The 20,047-nt window shown below is 64.2% G+C and carries 23 protein-coding genes; 7 read left to right on the top strand and 16 right to left on the bottom strand.

The features are described from left to right. Window positions 1–57: 57 nt before the first annotated feature. The 3 genes from ASD68_RS03010 to ASD68_RS03000 all read left to right on the top strand — a co-directional run bounded on the left by ASD68_RS03010 (window position 58) and on the right by ASD68_RS03000 (window position 3,672). Complete coding sequence (locus tag ASD68_RS03010; RefSeq protein WP_056603246.1) at window positions 58–1,110, top strand: tellurite resistance/C4-dicarboxylate transporter family protein; 1,053 nt, start codon at window positions 58–60, stop codon at window positions 1,108–1,110. A 621-nt stretch (window positions 1,111–1,731) separates the two neighbouring features. Beyond that, window positions 1,732–2,487 (top strand): M90 family metallopeptidase, encoded by a 756-nt coding sequence (locus tag ASD68_RS03005; RefSeq protein ID WP_056078674.1) that lies wholly within the window; start codon window positions 1,732–1,734, stop codon window positions 2,485–2,487. A gap of 213 nt (window positions 2,488–2,700) precedes the next feature. Next, window positions 2,701–3,672 (top strand): DUF2268 domain-containing putative Zn-dependent protease, encoded by a 972-nt coding sequence (locus ASD68_RS03000; protein ID WP_235578614.1) that lies wholly within the window; start codon window positions 2,701–2,703, stop codon window positions 3,670–3,672. Here ASD68_RS03000 and ASD68_RS02995 read toward each other — a convergent pair. Further along, window positions 3,654–4,550, bottom strand: coding sequence for an SDR family oxidoreductase (locus ASD68_RS02995; RefSeq protein ID WP_056603243.1), 897 nt, complete (start codon window positions 4,548–4,550; stop codon window positions 3,654–3,656). The genes ASD68_RS03000 and ASD68_RS02995 overlap by 19 nt on opposite strands. Before the next feature lie 100 nt (window positions 4,551–4,650). Between ASD68_RS02995 and ASD68_RS02990 the strand changes: the two genes are divergently transcribed. Then, a complete protein-coding gene (locus ASD68_RS02990) occupies window positions 4,651–5,487 on the top strand; it encodes a helix-turn-helix transcriptional regulator (RefSeq protein WP_056078665.1) in 837 nt (278 codons plus the stop codon). A 35-nt stretch (window positions 5,488–5,522) separates the two neighbouring features. On the opposite strand, the gene ASD68_RS02985 is transcribed toward ASD68_RS02990, so the two are convergent. Continuing rightward, window positions 5,523–6,503, bottom strand: a complete 981-nt coding sequence (locus ASD68_RS02985) for an aldo/keto reductase (protein ID WP_056603240.1) — start codon at window positions 6,501–6,503, stop codon at window positions 5,523–5,525. Between the two features lie 395 nt (window positions 6,504–6,898). On the opposite strand from ASD68_RS02985, the gene ASD68_RS02980 reads away from it, so the two are divergent. Continuing rightward, a complete protein-coding gene (locus tag ASD68_RS02980) occupies window positions 6,899–7,936 on the top strand; it encodes a glycosyltransferase family A protein (RefSeq protein WP_082545924.1) in 1,038 nt (345 codons plus the stop codon). Window positions 7,937–8,006: 70 nt separating this feature from the next. Here the strand turns inward: ASD68_RS02980 and ASD68_RS02975 are convergent, their stop codons facing one another. Together ASD68_RS02975 and ASD68_RS02970 are read right to left on the bottom strand one after the other, a co-directional pair. After that, window positions 8,007–8,486, bottom strand: a complete 480-nt coding sequence (locus ASD68_RS02975; RefSeq protein ID WP_156458314.1) for a hypothetical protein — start codon at window positions 8,484–8,486, stop codon at window positions 8,007–8,009. Window positions 8,487–8,556: 70 nt separating this feature from the next. Beyond that, window positions 8,557–9,591 carry a Gfo/Idh/MocA family oxidoreductase gene (locus tag ASD68_RS02970; protein WP_056603232.1) on the bottom strand — a complete coding sequence of 345 codons (1,035 nt, stop codon included), beginning with the start codon at window positions 9,589–9,591 and terminating at the stop codon, window positions 8,557–8,559. A gap of 185 nt (window positions 9,592–9,776) precedes the next feature. Between ASD68_RS02970 and msrA the strand changes: the two genes are divergently transcribed. Further along, the gene (gene msrA / locus ASD68_RS02965) at window positions 9,777–10,487 is read left to right on the top strand and encodes a peptide-methionine (S)-S-oxide reductase MsrA (RefSeq protein ID WP_056603229.1); all 711 of its coding nucleotides are present in this window, start codon (window positions 9,777–9,779) and stop codon (window positions 10,485–10,487) included. A gap of 146 nt (window positions 10,488–10,633) precedes the next feature. Here the strand turns inward: msrA and ASD68_RS02960 are convergent, their stop codons facing one another. Together ASD68_RS02960 and ASD68_RS17040 are read right to left on the bottom strand one after the other, a co-directional pair. Next, on the bottom strand, window positions 10,634–11,020 hold the full coding sequence (locus ASD68_RS02960; RefSeq protein WP_056603226.1) for a carboxypeptidase-like regulatory domain-containing protein: 387 nt from the start codon (window positions 11,018–11,020) through the stop codon (window positions 10,634–10,636). A 129-nt stretch (window positions 11,021–11,149) separates the two neighbouring features. Continuing rightward, window positions 11,150–11,467, bottom strand: coding sequence for a hypothetical protein (locus ASD68_RS17040; protein WP_162247395.1), 318 nt, complete (start codon window positions 11,465–11,467; stop codon window positions 11,150–11,152). Window positions 11,468–11,493: 26 nt separating this feature from the next. Here ASD68_RS17040 and ASD68_RS16470 point away from each other — a divergent pair, with 26 nt between their 5' ends. Further along, window positions 11,494–11,829, top strand: a complete 336-nt coding sequence (locus tag ASD68_RS16470) for an Lrp/AsnC ligand binding domain-containing protein (protein WP_235578613.1) — start codon at window positions 11,494–11,496, stop codon at window positions 11,827–11,829. A gap of 69 nt (window positions 11,830–11,898) precedes the next feature. Here the strand turns inward: ASD68_RS16470 and ASD68_RS02950 are convergent, their stop codons facing one another. From ASD68_RS02950 to ASD68_RS02900, 10 genes are all read right to left on the bottom strand, one after another. Beyond that, complete coding sequence (locus ASD68_RS02950; RefSeq protein ID WP_056603220.1) at window positions 11,899–13,245, bottom strand: MFS transporter; 1,347 nt, start codon at window positions 13,243–13,245, stop codon at window positions 11,899–11,901. Window positions 13,246–13,422: 177 nt separating this feature from the next. Continuing rightward, on the bottom strand, window positions 13,423–13,818 hold the full coding sequence (locus tag ASD68_RS02945; RefSeq protein WP_056603217.1) for a GFA family protein: 396 nt from the start codon (window positions 13,816–13,818) through the stop codon (window positions 13,423–13,425). A gap of 125 nt (window positions 13,819–13,943) precedes the next feature. Beyond that, the gene (locus ASD68_RS02940; RefSeq protein WP_056603213.1) at window positions 13,944–14,423 is read right to left on the bottom strand and encodes a GNAT family N-acetyltransferase; all 480 of its coding nucleotides are present in this window, start codon (window positions 14,421–14,423) and stop codon (window positions 13,944–13,946) included. A 216-nt stretch (window positions 14,424–14,639) separates the two neighbouring features. After that, entirely contained in the window at window positions 14,640–14,930 is a 291-nt protein-coding gene (locus ASD68_RS02930) for a helix-turn-helix domain-containing protein (protein ID WP_200945316.1), read from the bottom strand. Window positions 14,931–14,932: 2 nt separating this feature from the next. Then, window positions 14,933–15,247 (bottom strand): type II toxin-antitoxin system RelE/ParE family toxin, encoded by a 315-nt coding sequence (locus ASD68_RS02925; protein ID WP_056603207.1) that lies wholly within the window; start codon window positions 15,245–15,247, stop codon window positions 14,933–14,935. A gap of 90 nt (window positions 15,248–15,337) precedes the next feature. Continuing rightward, window positions 15,338–16,540, bottom strand: a complete 1,203-nt coding sequence (fabV, locus tag ASD68_RS02920) for an enoyl-ACP reductase FabV (RefSeq protein ID WP_056603204.1) — start codon at window positions 16,538–16,540, stop codon at window positions 15,338–15,340. A 200-nt stretch (window positions 16,541–16,740) separates the two neighbouring features. Then, window positions 16,741–17,484: a copper homeostasis protein CutC gene (locus ASD68_RS02915; RefSeq protein WP_056603198.1), complete on the bottom strand. Its 744-nt coding sequence runs from the start codon at window positions 17,482–17,484 to the stop codon at window positions 16,741–16,743. Then, the gene (locus ASD68_RS02910; RefSeq protein WP_056603195.1) at window positions 17,481–18,518 is read right to left on the bottom strand and encodes a N(4)-(beta-N-acetylglucosaminyl)-L-asparaginase; all 1,038 of its coding nucleotides are present in this window, start codon (window positions 18,516–18,518) and stop codon (window positions 17,481–17,483) included. Before ASD68_RS02910 ends, ASD68_RS02915 begins: the two co-directional genes overlap by 4 nt. A 159-nt stretch (window positions 18,519–18,677) precedes the next feature. Beyond that, window positions 18,678–18,887 (bottom strand): cold-shock protein, encoded by a 210-nt coding sequence (locus ASD68_RS02905; protein ID WP_056078616.1) that lies wholly within the window; start codon window positions 18,885–18,887, stop codon window positions 18,678–18,680. A 321-nt stretch (window positions 18,888–19,208) separates the two neighbouring features. Beyond that, on the bottom strand, window positions 19,209–19,970 hold the full coding sequence (locus ASD68_RS02900; RefSeq protein WP_056603192.1) for an S-methyl-5'-thioinosine phosphorylase: 762 nt from the start codon (window positions 19,968–19,970) through the stop codon (window positions 19,209–19,211). Window positions 19,971–20,047: the final 77 nt, after the last annotated feature.

Genomic DNA, 20,047 nt, shown 5'->3' with positions numbered 1-20,047 from the left:
GCATCGTGGATGCCGCTTTCCCGACCGGCCTGCCCCGGCCCCACGGCATAGAAGCCCATGCATCCGAACGCGTTGTCGATGGTCGTGCGCTCGCGAATCCGCCGTCTGAATCCCGGCTGCTTCGCGCTGGTGATGGCCACCGGCATCGTGTCCGTCGACGTCAGCCAGCACGGCATGGCCCTGCTGGCGCAAGCGTTGTTTGGCCTGAATCTGCTGGCGTATGCCGTGCTGCTGGTGATGAGCGTGCTGCGCCTGCTGCACTTTCCGCGCGAGCTGCTGGCCGATTTCGTGAGCCCCGGCCGGGGTGCGGGCTTTCTTACCCTGGCGGCGGGTACCTGCGTGCTCGGCAGCCAATGCCTGCTGGTGGTGTCCCTGCCCCGGCTTGCCGATGGTTTGCTGGCGGTCGGCGCATTGAGCTGGATCGGCCTGGTCTACCTGTTCCTCGCCGCCACCATCACCGCGCGCATCAAGCCCGGCTTTACCCGCAGCATCAACGGCGGCTGGCTGGTGGCCGTGGTGGCAACGCAGGCGCTGGCCGTGTTGCTGGTGCTGCGCACGGCCAGCGTGTCGCCGCTCAGCCCGGCATGGTTGTTCACGGCGCTTTGCCTGTACCTGCTGGGCGCGGCGCTGTACCTGTTGATCATCACGCTGGTGGTATATCGCCTGGTGTTTTTCCCCTTGCGTGCCCGCGATTTCACCCCGCCGTACTGGATCAACATGGGTGCGCTGGCGGTCACCGCGCTGGCCGGCAGCCTGCTGGTGCGGCATATCCCGGCATCGGGTTCGCTGGCGCAGCTGTTGCCGTTCGTGAAAGGTTTCACGCTGTTCTTCTGGGCGACCGCCACCTGGTGGATACCGTTGCTGCTGCTTCTGGAAGGTTGGCGATACGCCTGGCGGCATGTGCCGCTGCGCTATGAAGCGGACGATTGGGACATCGTTTTTCCGGTGGGTATGTACACCGTGGCCACGTATGAACTGGCGCAGGCGCTGCAGCTGGATTTCCTGCAGATCATCCCGGACGTGGGCGTGTATGTGAGCCTGGCGGTGTGGTTGTTCTTCGCCGTCGCCGGCTCGCTGCGCGCTTTTCGACGCCGCACCACACAGGCCTGACACGCGCGTATGCGGGGCCTTTTGTCGCACCGCGTGGTTTCGCCCCGAAGCAACCGGGCCCCGGCCTGCCAGACATGCTACAATCGCGCTGCAAATAACTGTAAACAAAGGAAAAAAAGGAGGCACAAAATCAAAACTTCAATCATGTCACTGTTCTACCGTAGCCCACGGGCCAAGCGGTCTGGCACGACCTCTGATTCACCCGTCAATCGCGCAGTCCACCTGCCCGAGGGCTTTTTCATCCACCGCCCGCACCGTCGCTCACGCATGCGCGACAGCAGCTACACCACGGGCACCTACGCCAGCCGTCCCGTCTACCGCAATGGTCTTGCGCGACAGCAGGCATTTCGCGTGATCTAGCATCACGCAGTGAACCACTCGACCTGAGCCGGTTCACCACATGTTTCATGCGGGGGATGCGAGGCGGCGCCATGGGCTGCTGACCATCGGCTGCAGAGGCACCAGCCACGCATCCCGAGGCGGATTCTCCGCATCGCGTTTCCACCACCACACACGGCTTCATCCTCGACGCAGATGTCAGGGTGCGGCGATCGGTGCGCAGGCTTGCAAAAGCGCTGCACCGAAGCCATGAGTGTCTGATCGAACACGTTGGCAGCATCCATGTTCAAGCTCATCCGAAACTGGCGCGAGCGGCGCGTCGTCGCGCAGCATCCGATTGCCGAAGACCTCTGGCGCAAGGCGCTGCAGCGCTGTGCGCCGGCACGTCGGTTGGGCGCTTCCGACCAGGCAACGCTGCGCGTGCTGGCCACGCTGTTTCTGCACCGCAAATCCATCGAGCCGGTCGAAGGGGTTGAACTGGACGACGCTGATCGCGTACTGCTGGCAACGCACGCATGCCTGCCCATCCTGAAGCTGGGCCTGGACTGGTACGACGGCTGGCACAGCGTCATCGTGTACCCCGCCGCCTTCATCCCGCGCCACTCGCACATGGACGACGCGGGCGTGGTCCACCAGTCCGATGCCGTGTTGTCGGGCGAGGCGTGGGGCCGCGGCCCGGTGATCCTGTCGTGGGAAGACGTGCTGCACATCGGGGAGACGCCCGGCCACAACGTGGTCATCCACGAAATGGCGCACAAACTCGACATGCTCAATGGCGACGCCAACGGCTTCCCACCGATGCACCGGCGAATGGACCACCGCGTGTGGTGGAAGGTTTTCTCCAACGCCTGGGATCGCCTGAAGGATGCGCACCGCAACGGCGCCGAGTTGCCGATCGACCCGTACGCCCTGGAAAACCCGGCCGAATTCTTCGCGGTAGCCAGCGAGCAGTTCTTCGAAACGCCCGCAGCGCTGCGCCAGCATCTGCCGAAGGTCTACCGCCAGCTGGAGCTGTTTTATCGGCAGCACCCGTATTGAGCGTGAGCTGTTCCTTCTCCCGCTGCGCGGGAGAAGGTGCCCGGAGGGCGGATGAGGGCGCTTTTGGCCGGTGCGGAAAGCAGCAGCGCGGCTAGGCCGCGCGCCCCCTTCCGCCTCCGGCACCTTCCCCCGCGCAGCGGGGGAAGGGATCAGGTAGGAGGATTTATTGCGGATAACATGCACGCGAATAAATCCACGCCACCAGGACTCCACGTGCGCCGATCGATTCTCCTGCTTCTGCTTGTACTGTCCAGCACCTTCGCACACGCCGCGATCCCACCCGAACAATCCTCCATCACCACGCGACAACCCGTGGTGCGCATCGACGATGTCGCGCGCTTTTATGCGGTCTACGACAAGGCCGAAGGCAAACCCTCGGCCGCGGCGCTCCAGGCGGGTTACCTCGACGCCGGGTCACCGGGCCTGCAGCAATTCGTGACGGCGCGGATTTCCTCCGCCCAAAAACTTGCGGATGCCATCGCCAAGTCGCCGCAGGATTTTCGCGACGCACGCCGCTGCGTACCGATGCTTCCGGCGGCGCGCGACCAGCTGCGGCAGGTGTTTTCTGCGTTGACCAAGCTCGATCCGCAGGCGACGTTTCCACCGGTGACGATCGTCATCGGCCGCAACAACACCGGCGGCACCACCACCTCGAACGGCGTCACCATCGGCCTCGAAGTGATCTGTCGATCGAACTGGCTGACCCCCGACATCACCCAGCGGCTGGTGCACCTGATCGCCCACGAATACGTGCACGTGCAGCAGCCGGCGGCACAGGTGGCTCCGCCAGCCAATGCCACCGTGCTGTTTGCCTCGCTGGTGGAAGGCGGCGCCGAATTCATCGGCGAGCTGACCTCGGGCGAAGTCCTGAATGTCCACCTGAAGCGCTGGACGCAGGACAAGGCCTGCCGCGTCGAACGCGATTTCCAGACGCACGCCATGGATACCGACATGTCCCACTGGCTGTACAACGGCCCCGGCACACCCGAGGCGCCGGGCGACCTCGGCTACTGGGTGGGTTACCGCATTGCGCGCGCCTACTACACGCACGCCAGCGACAAGCCGCGCGCGATCCAGGACATCCTCAACGTCAACAACGACAACGCGGCCAGCTTTCTCGAACGAAGCGGCTGGCGCGCGGATGAGGACTGCGCTGCTGCGTCCGCTCAGTCCCGACGCGAATAATCCATGTGCTTGAGGTCGTCCATCAGGCTCGGCCCGGTCGGATGCCAGTCCAGCACGCGCCGCGTCCACGCACTCGACGCGGACAGATCGAGGCCCACGAAGCCACCCAGCCAGCCGAAATGATCCGGCGCCTCACTGGCGTCGATCGATTTGACCGGCACATCCAGGCCCGCGCCAATCACCTGCGCAATGTCGCGAACGCAAACGCCCTCCTCGTCGACGGCGTGATAGCGCTCGCCGGGTTTGCACTTCTCGATCGCCAGCCGGTACAGCCTGGCCACATCGAGCACATGCGCGGCGGGCCAGCGGTTCAGTCCCTCGCCAACGTAAGCCGACACGCCCTTCTCGCGGGCGATCTCGATCAGCGGACTGACGAGGCCCTGGCGAACGGTGTCGTGCACCTGCGGCAGCCGCATTACCGACACGGCCACGCCGGCGGCCAGCATTTCCGCACCGGCCAGTTCCGTTGCCATGCGCGGGTTGGGATGCTCCGGGTTGAAGACGTCCTCCATTGCAGGCTGGCCCGCCGCCGAGCTTCCCGCACCCGTGCCCGAAGTCAGCAACAGGGGTCGCGAGGATCCCGCCAACGCCGAACCCAGCGCCTTGATCACCCGCGCGTCCTTGTCGCAGTTGGCCACGAAATGGGCGAAATCGTGGTCGAACGCGGTATGGATCACCGCGTCGGCGTCTGCCGCACCACGCCGCAGGCTGTCCAGGTCTTCCAGCAGCCCGAAGTAAGGCTCCGCGCCAGCGGCAACGAGCGCCTTGGCGCCCGCTTCCGAGCGGGTCATGCCCACCACCTGATGACCGGCCGCCAGCAGTTCCGGCACGATGCGCGAGCCGATAAATCCGGTGGCGCCGGTAAGAAAAATACGCATGGGAATCGTCTCTTGTTGGGTTGTCGAAACGATCCTATGCCCCAAAACATACGGGTAAAGTAGTTGCATTATCCTGGTATAAAAACCAACAGGAACGCCCATGCCCGCGACCACCGCCAATCATCTCGGCACCTATCTGAAGGATCGCCGCACCCGCCTCGACCCGGCGACCTTCGGCTTCGCGGGCGGACGTCGGCGCACGCCGGGCCTGCGCCGGGAAGAGGTCGCCCAGCGCGCCAACATCAGTCCCACCTGGTACACGTGGCTGGAACAGGGGCGCGGCGGCGCACCGTCGGCCGAAGTGCTGGGCCGCATCGCGGACGGGTTGATGCTGACCGAGTCCGAACGCGAGCATCTCTTCATGCTCGGCCTCGGTCATCCGCCCGGGGTTCGCTACAAGGCCACCGAGGGCGTGACGCCACGCCTGCAACGCGTGCTGGACGCGCTGGAGGCGAGCCCGGCGATCGTCAAGACCGCGCTGTGGGATGTGGTTGCCTGGAACCGCGCCGCGGCAGCTGTGCTTACCGACTACAGCAAACTGCCTCCGTCGGAGCGCAATATCCTGCGCCTGCTCTTTTCCGATTCCCGGGTACGCGCCGCACAGCCGGACTGGCAACGGGTGGCCCGCTTCGTCGTGGGCGCCTTTCGTGCGGACGCGACCCGCGCCGGTGCGGGCGCGGAAATCGACCGGTTCGTGGACGAGATGTCCCGGCTCAGTCCCGAATTCGAAAAACTGTGGCTGGCCAACGACGTCCACGCCTATGGCGAAGGCGTCAAACGCCTGCGCCATGCGGAGCTGGGTCTGCTGGAACTCGAGTTCTCCGCCTTTGGCGTCGACGGGCGATCGGACCTGGGGATGATCGTGTTCAACCCGGTAAAGGCGAAAGATGCGCAGCGCTTGCGTGCCTACATCGAGGCCAAGGCGGCGTCGGCTTGAGGATGCGCATTCAAGCCGACGGCACCGGCTTCCGATCAATAAGCGCCGCGAATATGCTGCGCCACCTCGTTCCGGTAGAACGCGGCCAGGTCGTCATGCAAGGCCTGCGGCAGTGACGGCAACGCGCTGACCTTGGCGTTTTCGCGCACCTGCTCGGCGCGGCTGGCGCCGGGGATGATCGTGGTGACGGCGGGATGGTCGAGGATCCAGCGCATGGCCATTTGCGCCGTGGTGTAACCCTCGGGCGTCTTCGCCGTGATCGCATCGGCAAGCTGGATGCCTTTCTCGAACGGGATACCCGCAAAGGTTTCGCCCACGCTGAACGCCTGGCCGTCCTTGTTGTAGTTGCGGTGATCCGTGCTCGCAAAGCGGGTGTTGCTGTTGTACTTGCCGCTCAGCATGCCGCTGGCCAGCGGAAGCCGCACGATGATGCCGATGTTCTTTTCCTGCGCCTTGGGCAACAGCTCGTCCAGCAACTTCTGCCGGAACACGTTGAAGATGACCTGCAGCGAGCTGACGTCGTCGTGCTGCGCGCAGACCAGGCCCTCTTCCACCGTCTCGACGCTGGCACCGAAGAACTTGATCAGCTTTTCCTGCTGCACGGTACGCAGCCAGTCGAAGATCTCGCCACGCTGCAACAACGCCAGCGGCACGCAGTGCAATTGCAGCAAATCAATGCTGTCGCAACGCAGCCGATCCTGCGCGGTCCTGATCCGGTCGCGCAGACTGGTGAGCGAGTAGCCGTTCGGATACGTATCCGCGGCGCGGCCGTATTTGGTGGCAATGAACGGGCGCGGCTTGCTCGCGGCCAGCCGCTCACCCAGAAAACGCTCGCTCGCCCCATCGCCGTACACATCGGCGGTGTCGAAGAAATTGATGCCTGTTTCCTGCGCAGCGTCGATGATCCCGTCGACGGTGGCTTCGTTGATGGGGCCGAAATCGCCACCAAACTGCCAGCAGCCAAGGCCGACTTCACTGACGGCAAAGCCGGTGTTTCCCAGTATCCGGGTTTTCATTTACGTGTCTCTCCTTTCCTGAAAAAAAGTCGCGAACGGCATTCTCGCCGATTCGTTGCATCTCGTGCCTGCCGCGGTCACGGATGGTCCGTGGACCGGGTCGCATCCATTTTGTGGTGATCCACCAGACCGTCTCACAGCGGCCGCCATATGTCGTTCGGCCACGTCGTTCTAGAGCTTAAGTCTGCGCGAACAAACACATTTTGCGATGTACGATCCGACGACGGCCGTACCTGAAGCTTCACATGACGGAGAGAAAAATCGGCGGATGCCGCTCTCCGGTCTCCGGGTGCGACCAAGCGTAAACGGGCGCTGCTCACGAACCTTCGCGTTCTACAGGTCGCCGGCGCGTGCCAATCGGCAGTGACGCGTCGCATTCCAACCAGGTACCTACGATGACGACGCACATGACGTCCGAGCCCACCACCGTCGAGAGCGCAGAGGCGCCATCATGCTGGTTGAGCGTCATCATCCCGACCCACAACCGCCGCGAACTCACGCTGCGCGCCGTCAACTCGATACTCGAACAGCATCACCCACGCCGCATCGAGATCATCGTGGTCGACGATGGGTCCACCGATGGCCTGGCTGATGCCATCCATCAACGCTATGCCGCCAACGACAGCGTTCGCGTCATCACCACTGCGCGCGAATACACCAACGCCGCGCGCAACACCGGCTTCAGGGCTTCGTGCGGTGAGCTCGTCTGTTTCCTGGACTCCGACGATCTGTGGTTGGCGCACACGCTGACGGTGGTCGAACAGATTTTTGCGGAACACCCGGAGCTGGCCTTTCTCAGCGTCGAGGGCAGCACCCTGCCTTCACCATCTCATCCCCTGATTTCACGTGTGGTGGCGGAAGACGCGCCCGGCTGGTCGCATGCCGGCTTCCACAGCGCCCCGCTCGTCCACCAGTCATTGACCCTGGATGGCCCGCAACGCCACGCCACCCTGCTCTACGGTGATTATTTCCCGGCGATCATCCGCGGCGATCTGTTTTTGCTGAGCGGCCTGATCATTCGCCGCGATGCCATCGTGCGTGCCGGACCGTTCACCGAGCACTTCCGGTTCTACAACGACTGGGAATTCTTCGCCCGGATGTGCCTGCAGGGTATCGGAGGCTATATCGACTATGACGGTTTCCGGCGCGATGCCGGGCGAGGGGACCAGATATCCAGGGCCCGCCCCGCCACCGCCATGCCGCGACGTCACGTGTACATTCTGCGAACGCTGGCGCGACGTTTTCCCGCGCGTTTGGCCGCCTATGCGAATCTGCACAAAGACGCTCTCAACGACGCGCAATACTGGATGGCCCGGTGCCTGCTGCACACGCACCACCGCCGTTTTGCCAAACGCCTGCTGATGCATTGCGTGCGCCAGCGTTACAAGGTGGGGCGCAGCCTGGCGCTGCTGGCCGTGGCCACTCTGACTTAACGCAGCTACGGCACCTTTGCCGAGTTGCATCACCCTGTCTCTTCCTCCGGTCGTCGACAGGAGCTTTTCCTCATCGGGCAGGAGGAATCCCAGATGGCCCATTCGCAGGCCTGTCATGCTCCACGTCCGTATATCGGAGCGCAACGTGAGCAAACGCCACCAGTGCAAGACATGCGTACTCGAAACCGAATCTCGCCACACCAAGCGAATGGGAGGCACTGATGTGGTAAGCGACGAAAGCTAACACCAACATCAGCAGCGGATAGACGTGTAAGTACCAGCCGAGCGAGTTCTTATTACGAAATAGCGCAATCAATGCCGGCACCGGCAATGCGGCGCAGAAGAGAAATCCCCCAAGAAACATCACACCGACTTCGGCACACTTCTGAATGGGCCCCGAGTCACAAAAGATCAGAGTGATGAACATCATCCCCACACCGAGTGCCACTGGTCCGCTCACTGCCAGGATGCTCATAACGATCAGAACGATCCGGACGTACTTTTCGATCCTTGCGCGCATAAATGGCGATTCCTGGTCCATCGGGAACATTGCGTGTGTCGTTTTTCAGAGGCCGAGCGTACACCTTGGGCAGGACCGCTCATGGTCAAGTCGCATTCTTCTATTCACCATCGTATTTCACGCCAACCGCCCGGCGCCACGTATCAAGGGCAGCGATATTGCCGAGCGTGTCGTCCCACGTCATCGCCGGGACTTCGGTGGCACCGCTCGCGACAGCCTCGGCGACCGCGTCGGCTTCGTAGGTGTAGAGACCATGGGCAAGGTGGTCGATGGCGATTTTTTCCGGCGTGGCGTCACCCCGCTTATGCAGCCAGATCACCTCGTCGCGGCCGCCCTGCCCGGGTAGAAACGGGGTGGGTACATCGATCCAGCCGTCGGTGCCGTAGATCTGCGCGGACTGGTCGTCGAGGATCGTGGTGCCGCAGGAAAGTTCGGCCAGCACGCCGCCGGGAAAGCTCGCCACGGCGGAAGCAAACTCATCGGTTTGCGCAACGGAGTGAATCCGACCCACCCCATGGAGGGCCGTCGGGTTGGCGAAAGTCCGCCCGCTGGCCTGGCCGGCGATGAGTCGTGCGAACGACATCGGATAGCAACCGACATCGAGAATCGCGCCGCCACCGAGGCCCTTGTTGAACAGGCGATGGCCCGGATCGAAGTCGGCGGCAAAATTGAACGACGCGCGGATCACCCGCACTTCGCCCACGTGCCCTGACCGCACCAGCTCCGCGATCTTCAGCGTTTGCGGATGGAACCGGTACATGAAGGCTTCCATCAGCAACACGCCGTGTTCGCGCGCGGCCGCGATCATGCGTTGGGCATCGGCCAGGTTCAGCGCCAGCGGTTTTTCGCAGAGCACATGTTTGCCCGCGCGCGCGGCCTCGATCGCCCACTCGGCATGCCAGGGATGCAGCGTGCCAATGTAGACGGCCTGCACCTCGGGGTCGGCCAGCAGCGCTGCATAGCTGCCGTGGGCGCGGACACCATCGAACTCATTGGCAAAGGCCGCGGCATCGGCGTCATGCCGCGAAGCCACGGCCACGAGGCGATTGTTGCGGGAGGATTGAAGATCGGTGGCGAATTTCCGGGCGATGTGCCCGGCGGACAGGATGCCCCATTGCAGTGGTGTCGTGGTCATGTGCAAACAGGAAACGAAGGAATCCGCAGCCTATCCCGCCGCGCAGCCAATAGCCAAGGCGAGGCGTTCCGGACGAGGCTCCCCCCCAGATCACGCGTAACCACCGCCACCGCCGCGACGAATGACAGGTAACGGAGGTGCTCTGCCCGGAGCCGCCGCCTGACTCCCCGCCAGCGAGGTTCACCATGATTCGTCGCACTGCTTTTCGACTGGCTCCTTTTGCCGCCGCCGTAATGCTTGCCCTCAGCGCGTGCCAGAGCGCTTCCGCCGCCATCACCGCTACCCGCCGACCGGCTCCCACGGTCGACGCCAGCAAACCCACCATGCCCGGTGAGGCGACCGCGGTCATCGCCGGTGGTTGTTTCTGGGGCGTGTCCTCGGTGTTCGAGCACGTCAAGGGCGTGCGCCAGGTCACCGCAGGCTACGCCGGCGGCAGCGCCGACACGGCCCGTTATAACATCGTCAGTGGAGGCGGCACAGGCCACGCCGAATCGGTGCAGGTGAAATACGACCCCAGCCAGATCACCTACGGCCAGCTGCTGCAGGTGTTCTTCTCGGTGGCCTTCGACCCCACCGAATTGAATCGGCAAGGCCCGGACAGCGGCACGCAATACCGTTCGGTCATTTTCTACAACAGCCCCGAACAGAAGAAGATCGCTACCGACTACATCGCGCAACTGACCGCGGCCAAGTCGTACACCGCACCCATCGTCACCCAGGTGGTGCCGCTGAAGCACTTCTATCGCGCCGAGGCCTATCACCAGCATTACGCCGAACGGCATCCGGACAATCTGTACATCATGTACAACGACGCGCCGATGGTCCGGCACCTGAAAGAGCTGTTCCCCGATGTCTATCAGGCGCCGCAGGCGATGGTGGAAGTGCAGCTGCACTGAGCTGCGCGGCAAACCCGCGCGCATGCTCGCGCGCGAGGTCGCTCGATTTTCCACGGCGCCCATCCCAACAGTCCATGCCAGTGAAAAGAGGCCCGGCGGCTCCCGGGCCTCTCCTCGTCACCAGGCGCACCTTGGTACGCCAGGACTCACTTCGTGGCGACAGGCTCGTCGCACTTGATCTCGCCGCACTTGAAATCCACTTCGATGCCGCGGCCCACCGTCACCGGTACGTTGAGATGCTTGGCCACAGGCTGATCATCCTGCTTCAGCGTGACCGTGTACCTGCCGGGCTGCAGTTGAGCCGCGGAGTAGCGGCCGTCCGCATCCGCCTTTACCGTGCGGCCGATACCCGTCGTATCGCTGTGCACCGTGATGCTGTAGCCCGCCGGCGCCTTGCCGAACACTTTGCCTGCCGTGGCCTGTGCGCTGGCGGTCGAGATACCGGCCACGGCGCACGCACCAACCACACCGGCCGAAGCCAGACCACGGGCGATGCGATGCAAGGCAGAACGGAACGAAAGAATGTTGTTCATGGATCATGTCCTAGGTTTGTGGGGGAGAAAAAAGCACGGGCGCACCAGGGGTTTGGCCACGGCTGTGAAACGGGACGGACGAGTCCGGCCCACGCCGGCGTGTAGCCGGTATTACGCGCGATCGACCGCCTACATCAGCAGCATGCTGCCGAGGGTCATCGTGCAAATCAGGACGCAGGCGCCGAACAGGCTCTGCAACAGCATGGTTTCGCGATTGAGGTTCATGGCGGCTCTCCATCGAATGAGGAATGAAGCTTTCAGGCTCGATATGGCAAACGTCGTGCCAACGCCAATACGCCTTGAAAACCGCGCTGCCACGCTGTTTTCGCCCATCGTCGAAAATGAATAGCCGTCCGCGGACACTTCCCCTGCGGACATCGGACACAGCGCCGCCAGGCGCGCAGCGATGCCAGCGTCGCCATGCCTGTTGCCAGGGCCGTCGGCCATGGTCCGAAAGCGCGCACTGTGTTCGGATGGAATCCGTTTCGCGCCGTTGCCCAGGTCTTCCAGGTATTCGCAGACACGCTGAAGTCGAACAATGGCGGCGCGTCGTCGTCGATCAACACCGGCACTTTGCCAGTGGATTGAGCGCGAACATTCATCGTTTCGGGCGGGCTGCTGTCGTTCTTCGCCGCACCGGCGATGACGACCATGTGCTGGTCGTGACTGCGCGGGACGTGGACGATTACGACGCGCTGATGCGACGCCTCGTCACCGCCAACGCCAACGTGAAACGCCTCCGCACGCGCGTGGCGCTGGACACGCTCAAGCGCGGTCTGGCTGTGCCGGTAGACGCGCTGCCCGCCTGAGACACGCGCCGGTGCAGCAGACTGGTCGGGTAGTTTTCACCGCGAAGCGCTACGTTCACTGGTTCGCGCCTACGCCAATGGCGCTGCTTCGGCCACTGCCATCGGCGCTTTCCGCACGCGCTTTACCGGCGCCGTCTCCGGCATCTGCGTGATCGCCAGCAAACCCACCGCCACCGCACCGATCATGTACCAGGCCGGCGCCAGCGCGCTGCCGGTCAACTGCGTGAGCCATGCCACCACGAACTGGGTGGAGCCGCCGAACACCGAGATCGCCACCGCATAGATCATCCCCAACCCGCCGGAGCGCACGTGAGCCGGCAACGATTCCGTCACCGCCACCAGCACTGTGCCGGTGGACAAGGTCGAGGCGATCGTCAACACCGCGGTAATGCCGAACAACGCGATGCTGGAACGCTCGCGCCCCAGCAACCAGAACGCGGGGAAGATCGTCAGCAGCAACACCACCCACGGCACCACCATCACCGGCTTGCGGCCGATCCGGTCGGACAGCCAGCCACTGAGCGGATCGCACACCAGCCCGCACAAACCCACCATCACCGTGGCACCCAGCGCCAGACGCTCGGGCATGCCCAGCGTGATGCTGGCGTAGGTGGTCATGTAGTCGAGCACGTAGTTGGTGGTGGTCGCGGCCGCCAGCATCGCCAAGCCCAGCAGGGCCACGCGCCGGTAGCCGGGCATTCGCGGGCCGGATGATGGTGCCGCAGTCGCGGCCCGAGTGGCGGCAACATCCAGTGTCTCCACCAGGCTGCGCCGCATGAACCAGCCAAACGGCACGATCACCGCGCCCAGCCCCAGCGCCACGCGCCAGCCCCACGCATCCAGCGCCGCCGGGCTGAGCCAGTGCGCCAGCAGCACGCCCACCAGCCCCGCCACCAGCACCGCCGCATCCGCACTCATCGCCTGCATCGAGATATAGAAGCCACGACGCATCAGCGGCGCCGCCTCCATCAGAAACGCCGTACTCGGCCCCACCTCCCCACCCAGCGCAAACCCCTGCAGCAACCGGAACCCCACCACCAACGCCGGCGCCCACAGGCCGATGGCCGCATACGAAGGCGTCAGCGGCAAGCCGATCACCGCGATGCCGATCAGCCCGAACGAGAGCAACATCGCCGGCTTGCGCCCGCGCCGGTCGCCCATCCGCCCAATCACCCACGCGCCCAGCGGACGGGTCAGAAAGCCCGCACCAAACGTCGCCAGCGAAGCCAGCAGGCTGACGCCCGGTCGATCCGAGGGGAAAAACGTGCGACCGATCTGCGCCGCGAAAAAGGCATAGGTGATGAAGTCATAGAACTCCAGCGCATTGCCCAACGCCACCGCGACCACATGCCGCCGCGGCAACACACGCGCTGCAGGCGGATCGAGGCCTGCGGCCTCCGCAACATGATCGGTCATCGAATTGCCCCCGGCAGCCCACGCTGCGACTGGCGCAGCATCGGGCATGGGTGGCATTCAAGGCAATCGCGAATGCGCCATTCAACTCCGCGCTGGCCGCTTCGTCGATGGATGACGAGCTTCCTCGCCAGTCAGCAGAAAGTGCTCCGCCGCTGCTAGCTCACCGGTGGCCGCGCTTCAATCGAAGTGCTCCATCTCGTCCGGCAAACCCAGCCAGGAATGCTTCCGTTCCTCGTAAACCGACACTTGCGGCGGCGGAAAACCCGGGTCCGCAAACGCACCAACTGCCACGGTGACAAACCCCGGCACCCCGTCGCTCTCCCAGCACACGGTGGCGCCGCAGTCGCCGCAAAACCGGAAGCGGGCGACGGCGCCGCTGTCGCCCGCCTGGGCGTATTCCCTGCTCTGCCCCTCGATCGTCACCGCATCCAGCGGAAACCGCGCCTGCATGCCGAACACGCTGCCCGTGCGTTTCTGGCAGGCGAGGCAATGGCAGATGGATACGCGGACCGGTTCGCCGCGGGTGTGGATGATGAGGTTTCCGCAACGGCAAGTGGCTTGGCGGTTGGTCATGGAAGATCCTCGTGGAATTGAGCAGCACCCAAGTCGCCAAACTTATCGTTGGATCTGCCGCGGCATGACTGCTTCGGCATTCCCGGCAATTCAATCGCCGAATGATCGGAAGTCCCTTGCGGCGCTCAGGCGGCAAGCTTGAGGGAGAAGAAGCGGGTTCCCGGCAGATGCGACGTGTTGTAGGGCGGAATCTCGACAAAGCCAAGGCGAAGATACAGTGCGTGAGCCGCCCCCATGCTGGCCAATGTATCCAGGCGAAGCTCCTTGTAGCCTGCGCCACTCGCGATCTTCACGACGGCCTCCACGAGCAGGCGACCGAGGCCGGAGCTGCGGAAACCCGACCGAACGTAGAGGCGCTTCATCTCCGCCACTTCCTCCGTCAATGGCCGCATGGCCACGCAGCCGGCCACCACCGCTTCCACCCGAGCAATGAGCAACGCGCCGCGCGGCGGTATGTACGGGCTGGGCAAAGCGGCAAGCTCTTCGGAAAACCCCTGGTACTCGAGGTCCGTGCCGATTGCCTCGGCATACTCGCGAAACAGACCCCGAGCAATCTCAACGAAGCCCGGCGTGTCGGCTTGTCCCACTACGATGTCAGGTGCCATGACCGTCTAGCTTTTGGGCCGCAGAGTCGTGGCGCCTGCGATCACTCGCATGGTCAGAGCGAAGCCGCCCCCCGCTACCGCGCCGAGAAGTGCTGTGCGTAACCAGACCGGGAAATTCAGTTGCATAGCGGCAAGGTACACAAGCCAGTAGATAACAGGTGTCAGCAACGCGATCGGTATGCTCAAGAATGCCCTTTCCACCACCCCCTCACCTCATCAGCCAGCCAGTGCTTGCAAGACGTTTTTGGGATCCCTGCTGATAGCCCGCAGCAACGCCTTGGCAGGCCCGGTTGGCTCGCGCCGACCTTGCTCCCAATTACGCAGCGTGCCGACTTGTACGTCGATCAGCGTGGCGAACTTGGCCTGTGACAGGCCCGTGGCCTTGCGGATACCTGCCACTTCGATGGCATCGATATGGAATTCGCGCGAGGGCTCCCTCACGCCATGGACGATCTCGTCCATCTGCGTCACGCTTTCGAAGAGACTGGCGAAATGTTTGGCGTCCACGATTACCTCCACTGCTCAATGATTTTCCTGAGCGCCAGTTTCTGCGCTGGCGTCAGGCTGACCTGTTCGTTCTTGGGATAGACGAACAACAGACCAATGCGCGAAGCGGACACAAAGTGGTAGTAGATCACCCGCGCACCACCGCTCTTGCCGTGTCCCTTCGCCGCCACCCTGACCTTGCGCAGGCCACCCGTACCCGGAATGACATCACCCGCCTGCGGGTTTTCGGCCAGCGCGCGCTGGAACACCCCATAGTCATCGTCGCTGAGTAGCAACTTGATCTGACTGGTGAACAGGGGTGTTTCAACAAAGATCATAAGCAAACACTACGCCAGTGGCGCACATACGTCAACGACGTACACATGGCCATTTCCGGGGAACAGGTGTTGGTGTACGCAGCAGCGGCCTCAGCCTTCCAAACAATCAAACCGCCGATCCGCCTCAACCTCGGCGTCGTAATCCACGTCGTCGCGATCAAACCCGAACAACTTCAAGAACTCATGCTTGTACCCCGCGTAGTCGGTGATCTCGCGCAGGTTTTCGGTGGTGACGGTGGGCCAGAGGGTTGTGCAGGCGTCCTGCACTTCGTCGCGCAGTTCCCAGTCGTCCAGTCGCAGGCGGCCTTCGTCGTCAGTCGGGGCGGGAGCGCCGTCGGCACGGTAGAGGCGGTCGTGGAAGAGGCGGTTGGCTTGTTCGATCGGATTCTCGTGAATGCCCTGCTCCTTCATGATCTTGAAGGCGATGGACACGTATAGCGGGATCACCGGGATGGCGGCGCTGGCCTGGGTGACGACGGATTTCATCACGCCGACGTAGGCTTCGAGGCCGGGGTGACGGTCACGCAATTGTTTCGCCGTGTTGTCCAAGTGCTGCTTGGCCTGGCCAAGCGTGCCGTGCCAGTACATCGGCCAGGTGATTTCGGTGCCGATGTAGCTGTAGGCGATGGTCTTGGCGTGGTCGGCGAGTACGCCGGCCTTGCTCAGCGCGTCGATCCACAGCGCCCAGTCTTCGCCGCCCATCACGGTGACAGTGTCCTTGATTTCCTGCTCGGTGGCTGGCTCGACGGTGGCTTCGATCACGGTGTCCTTGTTGGTGTCGACCGAGGTGTTGTGGAACGGCTCGCCGATCGTCTTCAGCGCCGAGCGCACGACTTCGCCGGTGTCGGGCATCTTGCGCACGGGCGAGGCCAGCGAGTAGACGACCAGGTCGATTGGGCCGCCCATCTCGTTCTTGATGATCTCGATGGCCTTGGCGCGGGTTTCGTGGGCGAAGGCGTCGCCGTTGATCGACTTGCTGTACAGGCCGGCAGCCTTGGCGGCCTTGTCGAACGCAGCGGAGTTGTACCAGCCGGCGGTACCGGTCTTGTCGTCGCTGCTGGGCTTTTCGAAAAACACGCCCAGCGTGGCGGCGCCGTAGCCGAACGCGGCAGTGATGCGCGAGGCCAGGCCGTAGCCGGTGGAGGCGCCGATCACCAGCACGCGCTTCGGTCCCTTGCTCGCATCGTGGCCCGCGGCCTTGGTGATCTCGATCTGCTCGAGCACGTTGCGCTCGCAACCGACCGGGTGAGCGGTGACACAGATGAATCCGCGGACTTTGGGCTTGATGATCACGCGATGGCTCCAGCAGTTATTTGGCAATGGGCCATAGTAACCAAGCGGGGCATCCATGCGCTGCGGTAGGGATCGCTTTGGGCTGGTGCTGCGACGCGGCTGCGGATAGTGGGGCCTTGTTGCGAGGCGCCCTTCGACTTCGCCGCGGGGCGGCTACGCTCAGGGGGAACGGGGTTGGAAGTGCGAGACTTCCGCGCTGGCTAACGCGGTGTTGCCGAAGGATCCAATGCCCGTAGGGCTTCCACCAACGCACGCACCTGCTCGACGTCGCTACGCAGTTCGCCACCTTCCATGTCGCCCAGCGCTGGCCGCTTGTGGCGCATGCCGGAAGGCTGCTGTTGCTTGGCGGAGGCGTGGAATTCGCGGGCGCCGGTGGCTTGTGCCAGCGCGGCGATGTTTTGCGCGTTGATGCCGGCACCGGGCATCACCGCAATGCGCCCCGCAGCCTGGCGCACCAGGTCACGGATCAACGCCGCGCCGTCGGGCGCGCTGGCGCAGGTGCCGGAGGTGAGGATGCGTTCGCAACCCAGCGCCACGATATCTTCCAATGCCTGCGCGGGATCGCGGCTGAGGTCGAACGCGCGATGGAAGGTGACACCGAGTGTCCCGGCGGCGGCGACCAGTGCGCGGCAGCGTGTGCTGTCCACCCGCCCATCCGCATCGAGTACGCCCAGCACCACGCCATCGCAGCCCAGCGACACGCAGCTTTCGATATCGCGCTGCATCGTTTCGCACTCGAGATCGGTGTAGAGAAAATCACCGGCGCGCGGACGGATCAGCACGTACAGCGGGATGCGCAGGTGGTCGCGGGCCAGCGCGATATGCGCGTGGGATGGCGTGAGGCCGCCCAGCTCCAGCGCCGTGCAAAGCTCGACGCGGTTGGCCCCGCCCTGCTGCGCGGCAAGCGCGGAAGCGACCGAGTTGGCGGCGATTTCCAGGATCATGAATAGCTGGTGCTGTAGACGCTTTGCACGGGAACCAGCCCATCCTGTTTCCGCGCGTCGCAGACGGCGTAGGCGAAGCCGTGCTGGATCGCGTACGCGCCGGCTTCGCCGTCGCGGTTCATCGCCAGGAAGCTGACCTGCAGCGTTTTGGAAGCTTCGCGGCGCTTGCGGACGATGCGCATCACCGCCTCCTTGCACGCCTCCTGCGGCGAGCGCCCCTGGCGCATCAGCTCCACCACCAGGAAGCTGCCGGCGTTGCGGATGACCTCCTCGCCCACGCCGGTGGAGGTGGCCGCGCCCACGTCGCCGTCCACGTACAGCCCGGCGCCGATGATCGGGCTGTCGCCCACGCGGCCGCGCAGTTTCCAGGCCATGCCGCTGGTGGTGCAGGCGCCGGCCATGCGGCCGTTGGCGTCGATCGCCAGCATGCCGATGGTGTCGTGGTTGTGCGCACCGCCGGGAAGGCCCGTGCCGTAATCGCGCACTTCGCTGTTGATCGAAGGCTGATATTTTGCTGTCTTCAACCACTCGCGCCAGGCCTGCTCGGCTTCGGGCGTGAGCAGATCCTGTTTGCTGAAACCCTGCTCCAGCGCGAATTGCAATGCGCCCTCGCCCACCAGCAGCACATGCGGCGTGCGTTCCATCACCCGCCGCGCCACCGAGATGGGGTGTTCGATGTGCTCGAGCGCGGCCACGGCGCCGCAACTGCCATCGGCGTCCATGATGCTGGCGTCGAGGGTGACGTGGCCATCGCGATCGGGATAACCGCCCTTGCCCACGCTGTGGTTCTTCAGGTCCGACTCCGGCACCTGCACGCCGGTCTCGACCGCGTCCAGCGCATTGCCGCCCTTGCCCAGGATTCCCCAGGCCGCCTGGTTGGCGGCGATGCCGAAATCCCAGGTGGAAACAACCCGCGCCGCGGCGGCCTTCGTACTACGGCGGGCGGGAGCCGCGCCGAGCCGACCGCCCCATGCCAGCATCGACGCCGACGCACCCAGCAGGGAGGTTTTCAGGAAGTTTCTGCGGTTGGGCATGGCGCGGTCCCGTTTGTAGGCGAGCCTGAAGAGCGCCCCCTCCCCGACCCTCCCCTGCGAGCAGGGGAGGGAGAAAAGCGGCGGCGGGCTCGCGCGGAAAGAAAAAACCCCGCACAGGATGCGGGGTTTCAATCTTGCTGCACAACCCTCGCCTGCCGATCAGGCGACGGCTGGCTCGACGGCTGATGCCTGGGCGCCCTTCGGGCCCTGGGTTACTTCGAACTGCACGCGCTGGCCTTCCTGCAGGCTGCGGAAGCCCTTGGAATTGATCGCTGAAAAATGGACGAATACGTCATCCCCACCGTCCTCGGGCGCGATGAAACCGAAACCCTTGGCGTCGTTGAACCACTTGACCGTACCGAAACTCATGCGTCGACCTCTGCAATTGGGGAGTGTGGGTGGTGGAAACTTTCGAGGCGAAAAGTGGCAGTGTGAGGACAGATTTTCGCCGTTTCGCCGACCCATGGTGGTTCCATGGGTCAAGAACCGGCGGAAATATGGACCACGCTGCCGCTTTTGCAGCCCGGAAGATTTCTACCGCCCACGCTCCTGGGGCTGGATGCACCAGATCTGTGCGCTGAACCACCGTATCCTTCGGCTCCCCGCATTGGTGCGGGGAAAAGTATCAGCGGGTTCGAGGGCAAAGCGCAACCTGCCATTCGGCCGTCCGTATGGAGCGGGCGGATATCGTCAATCTTCCAGCAGCGTTGAGAGCAGCCCGGGCACCTCGGCCGTGGCCGCCGCGAGATGGGCGAAGATTTCCTCGATGCTGATCTCGTCCTCGTCGCCGCAACCGGCGGCATGGTTGGCCACCAGCGCCAGGCAGGCGTAGTCCAGCCCCAGCTCGCGCGCCAGCACGGCCTCTGGCATGCCCGTCATGCCGACCAAGTCGCAGCCGTCGCGCTTCATGCGGGCGATCTCGGCGCGGGTTTCCAGCCGCGGCCCCTGGGTGGCACCGTAGCAGCCGCCGTCGATCACCGGCACGCCGCGCTTGCGCGCCGCCTGCAGCAGCGACTGGCGCAGGGATTCGGTGTACGGCTCGCTGAAATCGATGTGCCTGACCTCGGCGCCCTCGACATCGCAATAGCTGGTGTCGCGGCCGTGCGTGTAATCGATGAGCTGGTCGGGCACCACGATCACCCGCGGCCCCATGTCGGCGCGGATGCCACCCACAGCGTTGACGCCGACCACCCGCCGCGCGCCCAGGCTGTGCAAGGCCCACACGTTGGCGCGGTAGTTGACCCGGTGCGGCGGCAGGTTGTGGGACTCGCCGTGGCGCGCCAGGAACGCCACCCGCCGGCCCACGAAATCGCCGACCACCACGTCACCCGATGCGGCGCCGTACGGCGTCTTCACGGCATGGCGCGTGGCGTTTTCCAGCCCGGAAAACTGGTAGAGCCCGCTGCCGCCGATGACGGCCAGGTCGATGGGTGTGTGGTCGGAATGAGACATGGTGTTGTCCGTGTGGAGATGGTGGTTTTGCTCCCTCCCCTGCTCGCAGGGGAGGGCTGGGGAGGGGTAGCTTTTGA

The organism is Rhodanobacter sp. Root627 (assembly GCF_001427835.1).
GTDB lineage: Bacteria > Pseudomonadota > Gammaproteobacteria > Xanthomonadales > Rhodanobacteraceae > Rhodanobacter > Rhodanobacter ginsenosidimutans.
This window is presented reverse-complemented; position numbering and strand designations above follow the sequence as displayed.